Origin of the sequence: Streptomyces sp. NPDC048644 (assembly GCF_043199105.1) — a bacterium.
Lineage (GTDB): Bacteria > Actinomycetota > Actinomycetes > Streptomycetales > Streptomycetaceae > Streptomyces.
On the sequence record NZ_JBICVO010000002.1, the window covers coordinates 493,908 to 507,126 of the forward strand.

The 13,219-nt window shown below is 67.3% G+C and carries 11 protein-coding genes; 2 read left to right on the forward strand and 9 right to left on the reverse strand.

What is annotated here, in order from left to right; genetic code table 11:
• Window positions 1-53 precede the first annotated feature (53 nt).
• Window positions 54-1,541 (reverse strand): PLP-dependent aminotransferase family protein, encoded by a 1,488-nt coding sequence (locus ACGFNI_RS06420; protein WP_393681125.1) that lies wholly within the window; start codon window positions 1,539-1,541, stop codon window positions 54-56.
• Window positions 1,542-1,739: 198 nt separating this feature from the next.
• Between ACGFNI_RS06420 and ACGFNI_RS06425 the strand changes: the two genes are divergently transcribed.
• Window positions 1,740-2,423 (forward strand): YitT family protein, encoded by a 684-nt coding sequence (locus tag ACGFNI_RS06425; RefSeq protein ID WP_393681474.1) that lies wholly within the window; start codon window positions 1,740-1,742, stop codon window positions 2,421-2,423.
• Window positions 2,424-2,446: 23 nt separating this feature from the next.
• The gene (locus ACGFNI_RS06430) at window positions 2,447-3,214 is read left to right on the forward strand and encodes an SDR family oxidoreductase (protein WP_393681126.1); all 768 of its coding nucleotides are present in this window, start codon (window positions 2,447-2,449) and stop codon (window positions 3,212-3,214) included.
• A gap of 38 nt (window positions 3,215-3,252) precedes the next feature.
• On the opposite strand, the gene ACGFNI_RS06435 is transcribed toward ACGFNI_RS06430, so the two are convergent.
• The 8 genes from ACGFNI_RS06435 to ACGFNI_RS06470 all read right to left on the reverse strand — a co-directional run bounded on the left by ACGFNI_RS06435 (window position 3,253) and on the right by ACGFNI_RS06470 (window position 13,092).
• The gene (locus ACGFNI_RS06435) at window positions 3,253-4,521 is read right to left on the reverse strand and encodes a cation:proton antiporter (RefSeq protein WP_393681128.1); all 1,269 of its coding nucleotides are present in this window, start codon (window positions 4,519-4,521) and stop codon (window positions 3,253-3,255) included.
• A gap of 261 nt (window positions 4,522-4,782) precedes the next feature.
• Entirely contained in the window at window positions 4,783-6,048 is a 1,266-nt protein-coding gene (locus ACGFNI_RS06440; RefSeq protein ID WP_393681130.1) for an ATP-grasp domain-containing protein, read from the reverse strand.
• 32 nt (window positions 6,049-6,080) lie between these two features.
• Entirely contained in the window at window positions 6,081-7,490 is a 1,410-nt protein-coding gene (locus tag ACGFNI_RS06445) for a hypothetical protein (RefSeq protein ID WP_393681132.1), read from the reverse strand.
• A 185-nt stretch (window positions 7,491-7,675) separates the two neighbouring features.
• Entirely contained in the window at window positions 7,676-8,983 is a 1,308-nt protein-coding gene (locus ACGFNI_RS06450) for an MFS transporter (protein WP_393681134.1), read from the reverse strand.
• A gap of 113 nt (window positions 8,984-9,096) precedes the next feature.
• Window positions 9,097-10,293 (reverse strand): acetylornithine deacetylase, encoded by a 1,197-nt coding sequence (gene argE, locus ACGFNI_RS06455; protein WP_393681136.1) that lies wholly within the window; start codon window positions 10,291-10,293, stop codon window positions 9,097-9,099.
• 161 nt (window positions 10,294-10,454) lie between these two features.
• Window positions 10,455-11,378 carry a TauD/TfdA dioxygenase family protein gene (locus tag ACGFNI_RS06460; RefSeq protein ID WP_393681137.1) on the reverse strand — a complete coding sequence of 308 codons (924 nt, stop codon included), beginning with the start codon at window positions 11,376-11,378 and terminating at the stop codon, window positions 10,455-10,457.
• A gap of 57 nt (window positions 11,379-11,435) precedes the next feature.
• Complete coding sequence (locus ACGFNI_RS06465; RefSeq protein WP_393681139.1) at window positions 11,436-11,897, reverse strand: GNAT family N-acetyltransferase; 462 nt, start codon at window positions 11,895-11,897, stop codon at window positions 11,436-11,438.
• A 262-nt stretch (window positions 11,898-12,159) separates the two neighbouring features.
• Window positions 12,160-13,092, reverse strand: coding sequence for a phytanoyl-CoA dioxygenase family protein (locus tag ACGFNI_RS06470; RefSeq protein WP_393681141.1), 933 nt, complete (start codon window positions 13,090-13,092; stop codon window positions 12,160-12,162).
• Window positions 13,093-13,219: the final 127 nt, after the last annotated feature.

Below are 13,219 nucleotides of genomic sequence, written 5' to 3' on the forward strand. Positions count from 1 at the left end.
CGGACGACGATCCGCCGCGATGAGCGCGGCCGACGGGGACCGGACGGTCGGATTCAGGCGACCCAGTGGGGGCGGCGGCTACCGGACGAGGGGGTGGGCTCGTCGTCCAGTGACCTGGCCATGCGGCGTACCGCCTCGCGCAGGGTGTCGGGGGCGGTGGTGTACGGGATGCGGAGCCTTTGTTCGAAGATGCCGGGGTCGGTGGCGAAGTAGGTGCCGCCCTCGATCCGCACGCCGTAGTCCAGTGCGCGGTCGGCCAGCGCCGAGGCGATGGGCTTGCCCAGGTCGACCCACAGGGACAGGCCGCCGGGTGGCAGCTGCCAGCTCCACTGCGGGATGTGCTCGGCCAGGGCGGCGGCCAGGGCGGCGCGCTGGGTGCGCAGCTGTTCCAGGCGGGGCGGCAGCAGTTCGTCGGCGCGGGCCAGCAGGGCGAGTGCCAGGAGCTGGTCGATGACGGAGCCGCCCATGTCGGTGGCGACCCGCTGTCCTGCGATTTCCGTGACGAGCCTGGCCGGGGCGCGCAGCCAGCCGATGCGCAGGCCCGCCCAGTGGGTCTTGCTCATCGAGCCGATGGTGATGATCTGTCCTGCGCCGCCCGGTGTGGCGTGCGAGGCGAAGGGCGGTGGGGCCGGGACGTCGAGGGCGAGGTCGGTGAGGGTCTCGTCGATGACGAGCCAGGTGCCGGAGCGCTGGGTGGCCCGCAGGAGGCGGATCCGCTCGTGCTCGGGCATCAGGCAGCCGGTCGGGTTGTGGAAGTCGGGGATCAAGTAGGCGAGGCGGGGCACTGCCTGACGCAGCGTCGACTCGGCGATCTCGATGTCCCATCCGACGTCGGTCATGGGCGTCGACACGGTGCGCAGCCGGGCTCTGCGCACCGCGTCCAGGGCGTTGGGGTAGGACGGGTTCTCGACCATTATCCGGTCGCCGGTAGCGCACAACAGGCCCAGGACCAGGGTGAAGGCGTGCTGCGCGCCGGAGGTGACCAGGATCTGCTCGGGCACGGTGGCAAGCCCCCGCCGGGTGAAGCGCTCGGCGATGGCGGCGCGCAGTTCCGGCAGGCCGTAGGGGTGGTAGCCGGGGGTGTGGGCGTGCGCGGCGAGGTGCGGGGTGACGTGGGCGAGCGCATCGACGAGCGCCTGCTCGGGCAGTCCTGGGGCGGCACGGGCGAGGTCGATCGCGGTGTCCTCGGGGCCCAGGAGCCGGGTGACGCCCTTGGGCTTGCGGCCTTCGGGCAGATCCGTCCAGGTGCCGGAGCCCTGGCGGCTGTGGGCGAACCCGCGCTCGCGCAGCAGGTCGTAGACGGCGGTGATGGTGGCCCTGCTGGTGTGCAGGGCGGTGGCGAGTTCCCGTTCGGCGGGGAGCCTGACGTGCAGGGCGACCCGCCCCTCCAGGATCAGTTCGCCGATCGCATCGGCCAGCCGGCGGTAGGCGGGCCGAATGCCCGTCAGATCGGGGAGCATCGCGGCGAGCTGACGACTGCCCAGGGTGCGGTCGCTGCGCTCTATGCCGTCCACGGGATGCAGCGGGTCCGGATCAGCCATACCAACCATTCCTCTCCGATTGGCCATGTCAACTGGGCCAATCAGTCTACAGACTCGCCTTATTGGCCTGACGGACAGACCTGACGGACAGACAACTTCCTTGTGGAGGCGAGTGTGGATCAGAAGATCTCCGATGGCGGCGAAGGCGGGCTCAGGCATCGCCGGGCGGCACGTCTGAGGGGCCGCCCGGCCCCGCAGCTGCCCCCGCTCACCTACGTCCGCGTCAGCGAGCGCCCGCTGCGGCGCCTTCCCCAGCTGTTCATCGGCCTGGCCCTCTACGGCTTCAGCCTGTCGGTGATGGTCAGGGCCGCGCTGGGCGTCAACCCGTGGAGCGTCCTGTACGAGGGCCTTGAGCAGCACACCTCCCTGAGTTTCGGCGCGATCAGCGCGGTCATCGGCGTTCTCGTGCTGCTGCTGTGGATCCCGCTCAAACAGGCGCCGAAGCTCGGCACCTTCGCGAACATCGTCGTCCTGGCGTGCTTCTCCGACCTCGGTCTCTTCCTCATCCCGCCGCACCTGGGGATCCCCGCCCGTGCCTGCCTGCTCGTCGGCGGGATCCTGCTCAACGGGCTGTCCGTCGCCGTGTACGTCGGCGCGCGCTTCGGCCCCGGGCCGCGGGACGGCCTGATGACCGGCGCGTCCGCGGTCACCGGGCGCTCCATGCGGCTCGTCCGCACCGTGATCGAGATCAGTGTGCTCGTCGTGGGCTGGCTGCTCGGCGGCACCGCGGGCATCGGCACGGTGCTGTACGCGCTCGCCGTCGGCCCCATCACCCAGTTCTTCGTTCCGTGGTTCGCCTACCGCGGCGCGGTCGGAGGCGGGGGCGAAGCGGTGCGTTCCGGGGTGGGCGTGGCCAACGAGGGCCGGGGGCAAGGGGGTTGAGGAAACTGCGGCAGAATGTCCCTATGGATCTTGGACTGAAGGACCGTACCTTCCTCGTCACAGGAGCGACCCGCGGGCTCGGTTACGCCACCGCCCGCCAGTTGGCCGCCGAGGGCGCGAACGTCGTGGTCACCGGCCGTACGCCCGAGTCCGCCGAGGCCGCGGCCACCGCGCTCGGCCCGCGCGCTCTGGGGGTCGCTGCCGACAACGCCGACCCGGAGGCGGCCGAGCGCCTGGTCGCCGCGGCGTGTGACCGCTTCGGCGCCCTGCACGGCGTCTTCATCAGCGTCGGAGGGCCGCCCCCCGGCAGCGGCGCCTCCGGGGAGAGCGCCAACACCGACGAGCAGTGGCAGGCCGCCTTCTCGGCCGTCTTCCTCGGCGCGGTCCGGCTCGCCCGCACGGCCGCCGGCGCCCTGCCCGAGGGAGGCGTGATCGGCTTCGTCCTCTCCCGCTCCGTCCACGAGCCGATCCCCGGCCTCATGCTCTCCAACGGTCTGCGCCCGGGACTGGCCGGATTCGCCAAGTCGCTCGCCAACGAACTCGGCCCGCGCGGCATCCGCGTACTCGGCCTCATCCCCGGCCGCATCGACACGGACCGGACCAGGCAGCTGGACGAGATGTCCGGCGACGCGGAAGCCGTCAGGGCCCGCGGCTCGGCAGCCATCCCGCTGGGCCGCTACGGCACACCCGACGAGTTCGGGCGCGCCGCCGCCTTCCTCCTGTCCCCCGCGGCCTCCTACATCACCGGCGTCATGCTTCCGGTGGACGGCGGCGCGCGCCACGGTTTCTGACGCGCCCGGGGTGCGAACTCGCCCGGTGTACCGATGAGTTACTGGGCCTGAGCCATGAACTCCCGCTCGCGCGCGATCTCCGTCTCGGTCTTGGCCATGCGCCGAGTGGTACGGCGCAGGATCGGCGGTGCCATGACCGAGGTGACCACCGCGACCAGAACGACGATGGTGTACGAGGCGGTGGTCAGCACACCGAGTTGCAGCCCGACGGAGGCGAGGATGATCTCCACCACGCCGCGGGCGTTGAGGCCGGCACCGATGGCGACGGATTCGGTGTGCGCCAACCGGCCGGCGCGGGCCCCCAGATAGCCGCCCGCGAACTTCGCCCCGATGGCGACGACGAGCGTGACCAGAGCGGCGATGAGCACCTGGGGCTTCCCCAGAGCGGTCAGATCCACCTGGAGGCCGGCCGTCGCGAGGAACAGGGGGGCGAGCGTCGCCATGACGAACGCCCGCATGGAGTCCAGCGACCTCCGGCTCTCCGTGCCCAGGGAGCCCACCACGATGCCGCAGAGGAAGGCGCCCAGGACGGGTTCCATGCCCAGCGCATGGGTGCCGGCCGCGGCCAGCACGATCAGCACCGCGATGGCGGAAAGACTGACCTCGCGCCCTGACGACCGCTCGACGGTGCGCAGCAGCCGCCCGATCAGGGGCCTGGCCACGTACGCCGTGGTGAGCAGCACGAGAATGAGGTAGCCGACGGATTCCATCAGCACGCCGATGCGGAATCCGGACGACGCCATGGCGGACACCACCGACAGCAGCAGCCAGCCGATGATGTCGCTCACCGCGGCGGCCCCGATGATGATCTGGCCGACATTGCGGTGCAGAAGACCCATGTCCAGCAGTGTTTTGGCGATGACCGGGAGCGCGCTCACGGCTACCGCCACGCCCATGAAAAGGCCGAAGGTCAGGCGGTCGCTCGCCTTTCCCATCAGCGCGTCGGGAAGCAGCAGGCTGAGTACGAATCCGATGATGAGCGGCAGTAATACGCTTCCGGCGCTCACCCAGCTGATGGCCCGTCGTTTGCGCTTGAGCAGTCCCAGGTCGATGTGGGCTCCCGTGATGGCCACGAGGAAAATGACACCCAACTGCCCGACCGCGCCGAGCAGATGCAATTGCTCGGGATTCCTGGGCAGCAGCCACTGCGAGGCTCCCGGCGCGAGATTTCCCAGCAGGGAAGGGCCGAGAACGACTCCGGCGGTGAGTTCACCCACCACTGAGGGCAGGCCCACGCGTGCCGCGAGCCGGCCGAGCCCCACGGCGACAGCCAGGAGCAGACCTATCTGTATGAGAAACACGAGCATCTGATGATGACTGATAGCGGGCACGGGCCCCATGGCCAGTGTCATCGGGTTCCTTTCACAGCTGATCCATCGGCCTCAGCCCTCCCCCTGACATAACCGGCGGCCCTGAGACATCGATTCGTTGAGTGAGCGGGAGGTGGCGGGTGCGGGCCGCGTGGTGGTGCCGTCGAGGCTCGGAGCCGACGGGCCCCGGCCGACCGCCGCCGGGATTCACCGCGCGAGCGGCTCGCCCCGGCGGGCGGTTGTCGCAGGTGGCGGCCTTCAGGCGTGCCGCGCGGCGGAGCCGGTACGGACGCGCCCTGTGTAAAGGCCCTCTTCCTCCATGTCCCGCAGCGCGCGGTAATCCCGCTCGATGTCCTGCGGGTCTTCGGCGGCCAGATACACGTATCCGGGCGAATTGATCAGATCGGTGGTGGCCGCCAGATGCTCCCCGACAGTGACGCCATGGGTGAGCGTGACCAGCGTCGGCAGTGCCTCGATCCGCTCCGTCCAGTCCAGTGAACTCACCTGTCCGGCAACGGGATTGATGAGGGCGACGTTCCGTACCGTGCGGGACCACGTGATGGCCGCGTCATCGAATTCTTGGAGATGCTCCGGGTCGATCAGGGTGTCGGCGAAGAGGCTGGTCTGGGAGGTCCCGGAGAATTTCTCCACGACGGCCGGTGCGGTTCCGCCGCCCAGCCGGGCGCCGGTTTCGATGAGTACCGGGCCGCGGGCCGTCATCATCACCTCGGTATGGGCGGCGCCGGACACCACGCCCAGGGCGTCCAGGGTCGCGGCGACGAATTCCCGCAGCGGTGCCGCCTCGGCCGAGGCGACCGGTACCGGCTCTTCGTAGTCGTATATCGGGTATCCCGCGCTGCCCACCCGCTTGGTGTACCGCCACAGCTCCGCCATGCGGTGCACACCCTCGTGGGAGACGGTGTTCGCGTAATACTCGACGCCGCGTACACGTTCCTGGACCAGCGCCACGGTATTGGGCTGCCCGTACAGATTGGCCGAGTTGAGCACCGCCTCGCAGGCGCTGTGAATGTCGGCCGGTGTACGGCAGAACCGTACGTTGTCGGTGCCCGCGCTGCTGGTCGGCTTGACGACCCCTTCTTCCAGGCCGTGCGAGGCGAACCATTCCGCCGCCTCGGCCGCGTCGGCGAATGCCCCGCCGAGAGGAGTGGCCACGCCGGCGGCGGCTGCCGTATCGCCCATCAGAACCTTGTCGCGGCGGGCCGCGATGGTTTCGTACCGGTTGCCCGGCAGCCCCATGAGATGCGTGAGGGTGTCGGCGAGAATGACGCCCGATTCCGTTCCGGCCACGACGCGCTGCACGCCCAACCCGGCGAGTTCGGCGGCGAGTTCGGTGGGTTCGCCGGCGCCGAGTACGGCTTCGTAGTCGTCCGCGTGGAATCCCCGGGTGAAGTAGTCGGACATGTCCGGGGAACTCTGCACATGGATACACGCGCTTCCGCGGTTGCGGAGTGCGCTGACGAGTGTGCGTCCGGTCGAATATCCGTCGACAACTGCGATCTTCATGTGTACGGCGTCCTCGATATCCCGCCGGCTGTTCAGGCCGGCTCGCTGGTTTCATGGAAGGCGCAGGCCACCCGGGCGCCACCCGACATGCTGACGACGCCGACCTGGGGATCGGTGCTTCCCCGTACCAGACACCCGTTGTATCCGTCCTCTCCCGTGACCGTGGGATCGGTGAGGAAGACACCCCAGTTGAGGAAGAGTTCCTGAGTTCCGCTGCCCTCGTCGGCGGGGAATGTCTCGGGCAGCGGGCGAATGCGCTCCTGGACCACGTAGGGGCCGTCCATCGCCTCGGTGAGCCGGGCCTTCCATTCGTCCGCGGTGACCGTCCAGCCGGGAACGATGCCATTGCCGCCGTGCAGCAGCGTCGGCTTGAGTATCAGGTCCTGCTGCTGGGCGACGGCGTGCTCCACGAGGTCGATCTCCTGCCCCTGGAGGTCGGTCGCGGTACTCCGCACATACCGGGTCCACGGAAGGAACCGGTCGATGCAGGCGCGTTCCTCCGCCGAGAATGCCGACCTGTTGCGGTCGTCGGACAGCATGGCGAGTGCGCCCTTGTTGCCGTACAGCTCGGCGTCGAGACGGCTGAAGAGCCCGACCGTGCCCTTTTCGAACGCGCGCAGAATGGGCTCGACGAGCGCGGCGTCGGCGGGGCCCACGATCTCTTCGACGAGGAAGAAGCGGTACACCACGTCGATGCGGCGTCCGTCCACCTCAAGATGCCCGTCGTTCTCCCGGATATGGCCCACGTGGCAGGGAATGGCGTCGATGCCCATTCCGTCGAACAGCGCGGCCATGACCTTCAGGCGGGGCTCGTACGACAGGAAGCTCTCGGGCCAGTCGACCAGCGCGACGACGGGGCGGCGGCCCTCTTCGATGTTCGCCGCGCACTCGGCGAAGAGGGTGTCGACAATGCCGCGCAGCGTGTCGACGTAACCGAGCCGGTGTTCCGCGGCGAATGCGGACAGCGCCGGGTGCGTCAGCATGGCCCGGTTGATTCCGGCGTTCTCGAAACCGCCGAGGGCGCTGGTGATGTTGAGTTCGAGAAGCTTGAAGCCGTCGGCACCGCGGTAGAGGTCGGAACGCGCCAGCGGGAGCAGCTGCGGGCCCGCCTTCGCCGCGCGCTCGACCACGGAAGCCTGCGTTTCCGTCATGCCGACGGCGCGGGCCAGGGCAGCGATGTCACCGTCGAAAAGGCGCTCGGGAAGTTCGGTCAGCAGGGTGTGGACCATCAGCAGGTCGGCGGCGAGCCTGCGGCGCTCCGCGGTAGAGAGGAATACCGGCGAGGCGAGGAAACGGCCTTGGTAGGCCACCGTCACCAGTTCGTCCTCGACGACCTTTCGGGTCAGGTCGGCGGGGTCGGTGCCCTGCTGGGAAAGGGACTTGAGATATTCCGCGCCGAGTTCCGACCTGGGAACGTGCGGGGTGGTCAGGGGCTGCGTCATGGAGGGGTTCTCATTTCGTTCGGCTCGGGCGGGCACGGCGGGCCGGCCGGCGGCTTGAACAGAGTGGTGTGAAAGGGATCGGTGACCGGCGATTCGACCTCCTCATTCGGGGGTGCACGCCGGATGACGGACGGTCGTACGGCAGGCCGTCCTGTTCGCTGAACGGCCCTTTCTGGTACGGCATTTCATGACTGCTGCGCCTGTGCGTCGGCAAACCAGTGCCGGCGGGCGCCCAGTACGAGGCGCACGGCGACGACGGCCATGACGGCGGCGCCGAGTCCGTACACGGCGGTCGCGCCCAGCCCTTTGGAAACCACTCCGGCCAGCCCGGCGCCCACCGGCATCGCGCCCCAGGCGAAGAGCCGGTAAATGCTGTTGACGCGGCCCTGCAACGGCTTGGGAATCACCGTCTGACGCAGGACGACCACGACGACATCCCAGGTGATGCTGGCACAGGCGCCGAGGGCCAGCGCGCATCCCACGACCCACACCGTGGACGTCTGCCAGATCACCGCGTCGCCGACCGCCATGGTCGCCACGACGCATACGAGGGTCCATTCGCCGCCGATGCGCCGGACCAGAAGCGGCGACAATTTCGCCGCGGCGACGGCGCCGATGGCCTGGCAGGCCAACAGCACGCCGTACCCGAGATCGCCGAGTCCCAGGACTTTGTGCGCGTAAACGACGAGTACCGCGAGGGAACCGGTGTATACGAGATTGATCGCGCCCGCGGTCAGCGACAGATTGCGCAGCAACCGATGGCGCATCAGCCACCGGGCGCCGGTGGTCATATCGGCCAGCAGCCCTGGGCGCTTCGCCGGGGTGACGTGGTCGTGAGGGGTGGTGGTCCGCAGCCGGGTGAGCAGTACGGCGGAGACGAAGAAGGTGACCGCGTCGAGCCCGAACGGTACGGCGGGCGCCAGCACGAAGAGCGCCGATCCCACCAGTGGCCCGACGAATTGGTTGGCGGCGGTCTGTGCTCCCAGAAGCCGGCCGTTGGCGTCGACCAATTGCTCTTCGGCGACGACGGACGGCACAAGAATCTGTGAGGCGTTCCGGAAGAACGTCTCACAGGTGCCGATAAGGAAGAAGCATCCGTACATCACGCCGAGACTGGCCCAGTCGAAGGCGACCGACAGGGCGAACACGAGGACCATGGCACCGCGGAAGAAATCGATGCGGGCCATGGAACGCCGCAGGTCGACCCGGTCGGCGAGGACTCCCGCCGGAATGCCGAACAGGGCGTACGGCAAGGTCAGGGCCATGGTGACGCCGGCGATGAGCCGCGGGTCGTCCGTCAGCGTGCTGGCTATGAGCGGGGCGGCGGTGAGTGATATGCCGTCGCCGATGGCCGAGGTGGAAGAGGCGGTCCACAGCTTCCCGAATTCCCGGCCGAGACGGCGCGACGCTGCGGCGCCGACGGTCGCGCCGGAGGCGGACACCCCACCACTGACGGTTTTCGTGTCAGGACCGCGAGGGCTGTCACAGGTCAACAGTTCTCCTTATCGAAAGGGGACGCGCAGCGGGTTGGCCGCTGGTCCGTATCCCCTGGGGGCCGGCCGGATGTGACCGGCCGTACCGGCGATTCCCTTTGAGCGCTTCCCTTTTAGGTGAGCGGCAGTTGCTGCAGCTGCGACAGGCACAGCTTGAGCTGTTCCAGCGGAACGGCTTCGTCGGCCGTGTGGGCTTCGCTGATGAATCCCGGTCCGCACACGACGGCAGGCACTCCGGCCTTCCCCCAGATGAGTCCGGCTTCCGTCCCGAAGGGCACGTATTCCGGGGGCTCTTCCTCACCGAAGGCCGACCTGACCAGCTCGACGAACGCGTGCGTGTCATCAATGGCGAACGAGGGCGTGTCGGAGAGCTGTTCCACGGAAATGTCGGCCAGTTGAGACTTCTTCACCATCTTCGGCAGGAGGCTTTCCTCGGCGAAGCGCTTCAGTTCATTGGCGATTCCGTCGCAGTCATGGCCCGGTACGGCTCGGATCTCCAGCTCCATGAGGCAGTTGTCCGGGACGATGTTGGGCTTGACACCGCCGTCGATCCTGCCGACGTTGATCCATGAGTGGTCGATGGTGAACCGCTCGTCATGCGGGCCGTCCGACTGGAATTTCTCGTTCAACGTCTGGGCGAACGCGGCGAGTTCGGATGCGGACACGATGGGGTTGGGCATCTGCGGCGCGAGCGCGGCGTGCTTCGGCTCGCCGGTGAACCGGATCCGGTAGTTCTGCTTTCCCTTGTGCCCGATGACCACCTTCATGCCCGTGGGCTCGCCGATGACGCAGCCGATGCTGTCGTCGACCCACGTCTGCAATTCCGGCACGAGGCGGCGGGCGCCCACGCAGCCCACTTCCTCCTCATAGGTGAGGAGGAGGGTGACGGGAACGGTCAGCGCCGCCTGGTCGACCTGGGTCAGCAGGGCCAGGCAACAGGCGATGAAGCCCTTCATGTCCGCGGTGCCACGGCCGATGGCCTGGTCATCCGTCACGCGCAGCGTGAAAGGGTCCGCCGTCCACTTCTGTCCGTCCACGGGAACCACGTCCGTATGGCCCGACCAGATGATTCCGCGTTGTCCGCCGCTGCGCGGCCCCGCCGTCGCCACCAGGTTGGCCTTACTGCGTTCGTCGTTCCAGTGGAGAGTGCTGTCGATGTTGTTGCTGGAAAGGAGCCCCTGGACGTAACTGATCAGCTCCAGATTGGACTTGTGGCTCGTGGTGTCGAAGCCGACCAATCGCTCAAGAATGCCGAGCATGTGGGAGTACAGCTCGCTGTCCGAGCACCGGACCGGAAACCTGGCAGACATGATGGCTCGCTAACGTCGAGTGGGCCTGGGTATCGAGGGTGTGCGGGCGCCCCGGTGGGTGAGACACAGGGCGCCCACAACAGCGCACGTTTCTCTTCGTCGTGGATGTTCCTGCCGCGGTGAAACGCATGGCTTCGCCGTTCAGGTCATCCGCCGCGGATTCAGTTCACGGGCGACAGCCGGCTGTGGCCCACTTCCGGCAGGGACGGCGTGACCGGCTGGCCGTGCGTGGTCAGCCGCAGCAGCCGCCGCACGTGCTTCTCGTCGAGGTCCTTCGTCGTTGCCGAGTGCAGCACGCACCGGTTGTCCCAGACCACCACGTCGAGCGGGCTCCACTTGTGCCGGTAGACGAAGCGCTCGCTCGTGATGTGCGCGATCAACTCCTCGATCAGCGCCGTGCTTTCCTTCTCTTCCATGCCATCGATCGCCACCACACTGCCGATGATGCGCGGCTGGATGAACAGCGTCTCGCGGCCCGTGTCCGGGTGCCGGCGGACGAGCGGGTGAGTGATTTCCGGGGTCTTCTTCCGCTCTTCCGGGCCGATGTACTTCCAGCGCGCCCAGGGGTCATCGCGGTCCGGCGACCAGCGGTACTGATGGCGGACCCGCAGCGTCCTGAGGTACGCCTTCCGGTCTTCGGGGAGAGCCGCGAAGGCCGATTCGGCATCGGCGAAGAGGGTGTCCCCGCCCTCACCCGGAATGCTGGTGCCGTGCAGCATCGTCGCGCTTCCGGGCACCAGCTTGTAGGAGTAGTCGGAGTGCCATCCCTGGCCCGACGTCTTCATCTCCTTGTTCCTGCCGGGCTCGTCCTGGTTGGACAGGAGCGTGAGCGTCGGCTCTTCCGGGTGGCGCAGCTTGATGACGTGGTGCTCTTCAGGGCGCCCGAAGATGGTGCCGAACTCGGCGAAGGTGCGGGCCGAGATGTCCTGGGAGCGGAAAACCAGGACCTTGTGGTCGAGGTACGTCTCGTAGATCGACCGGCCCATTTCCCGGATCATGTCCTGGGTGATGGCCGGCTCCTTCACCTCCGCGGCGAAAGTCTCGGCGATTCGATTCGCAATCGGCGTGGACTGAGGGGTAACCACTGTGCGCTCCCATTCACGTGCTGGTCGAGTACTTCGAGCTGTTGCGCGGTATCCGCGTCACCCGAGCTCTTTGCAGAAGAAGACCCGGTTGGCCTCGGCCGTCTGCTCGGAGTGAGTGATGGCGTAATGAAGCCGCTCGTAAAATGCGATATTATCGATCATTTCGGCACGGGTCCAAAGCCGGACACCTTTCAGGTCGGCCACCTGCGCCATATTCTCCACAAGTGAAACCAGCTTTTTCCCTATGCCTTTTCCCTGGCAGGAAGGACGCACCGCGAGGTTTCTCAGGATCAGGTGGGGATCGCTCGGTTCCACCGTGACCATGCCCACGATTTCACCCGCGTCCACCGCGACGTGCGTGCGGCCCGCGGCGGCGACGTCTTCGTAGTCGAGCAGCGTGGGTGCCGGCGGTTCATCCACCAGGTCGACGTATTTCCCATACGCTTCTTGCGCCAGTGACGCCATTTGCCGGCTGTCCTCGGGCCTGGCCGGCCGCAGCACAACGTCAGTGTCATTCACGATGCCTACCATGTTTTTCCCGTTCCTGAGACGCACCATCCAGCGGTCGATCGCAGATCAACCACCCGGATGTGTTGCTTCGCCATCTGCTGGGGTTTCCCGTCGCATACGGTGCGGGCACGGCGACGGCCGGCGGAGCCGGCGGCGACGGGAGCAGACATGCAGCGCAACGGTCCTGCCAGGCACCGGTTTCTCTCCTGACGAGAAAAGCCGGTGCCCGGCGAGGAGCCGTCGCGGCTACATGTGAACAAAACGCTTTGTGCTAGACGTGCTGCGGCGCATCGTCCGCGTCGAGCGTGCGAGCCTCGCGGGTGCCGTCGAAGTGCGGGCTGCTGTAAACGGTGTCGCCGTCGTGGGTGCCGACATTGTCGTTGAAGTGGCTGCCGACGTCGTAGTTGAAGGTGACCCGCGGGAATGCCAGCGCGTCCACCCGGCGCTTGTCGTAGCGTGCGTCGACCGACGAGAAGCGCAGCGCGTAGGCCAGGCGGGACGGAATGGGGCCCTCGGCGAGCGGTACGCTCCGGTGGAGTACGTACTTGTCGAAGATCAGGGCGTCGCCGGGCTCGAAGGAGTCCTCGACCGCGAAGTGGTCGAGCAGCTTCGCCATTTCGGGCGAGTTCAGCAGGCTGTTCTTGAGCCGGCTGAAGTCGTCGAAGCCGAGTTCCTTGCCGGCGGCTATCTCGTCCTTCATGAAGTCCGGCAGCAGGTTGATGTGCTGGTACACGAATTCACCGGACAGCACCTGCTTGGACAGGTACTTCATGCCGCCGCGCTGCCCCTCCGGGTCGATGGAGCACAGCGGCGTCCAGATCGTGAAGCCCTGGTCCTGCCGCCGCTGGAAGCCGAAGCTCTGCGTTCCCACATGCCAGGGGAAGCCCGTGCTCTTGTTCTTCTCCAGCTCGAAACCGAGGCCCTGCGTGAAGAACAGAGACGTCTCGGTGAGCCGTGTCATCGCCTTCGAAAAGGCGGGATCGCTCATGAGCGCGAGAATCTTTGGGTCGTCGTTTCCGACGTCGTACTTGAGCTTGCTGAAGCCCGACCCGTAGTTGTCTCCGGGGGGAGCCACCTGCGAGGTGCTGATGCTCCTCATGTGCTCCGTGAACTCTTCCGAGAAGATGTTCCGCAGCTTCAGGAAGCCGTGCTCCTTGAAGAACTCGACGTCGTCCTTGCTGATGGAGAAGGTGGGGTTGATCATGTCAGTTCCTGTCTTCTGATTGATGTGCGATTCAGCTTGAATCTGCGATATGAACGCCGCGTTGAAGACATGGGTCTGCCCTACGCAGCCACGGCCCGCGGCTCGTCGATATCAGCGTATTGTTCGC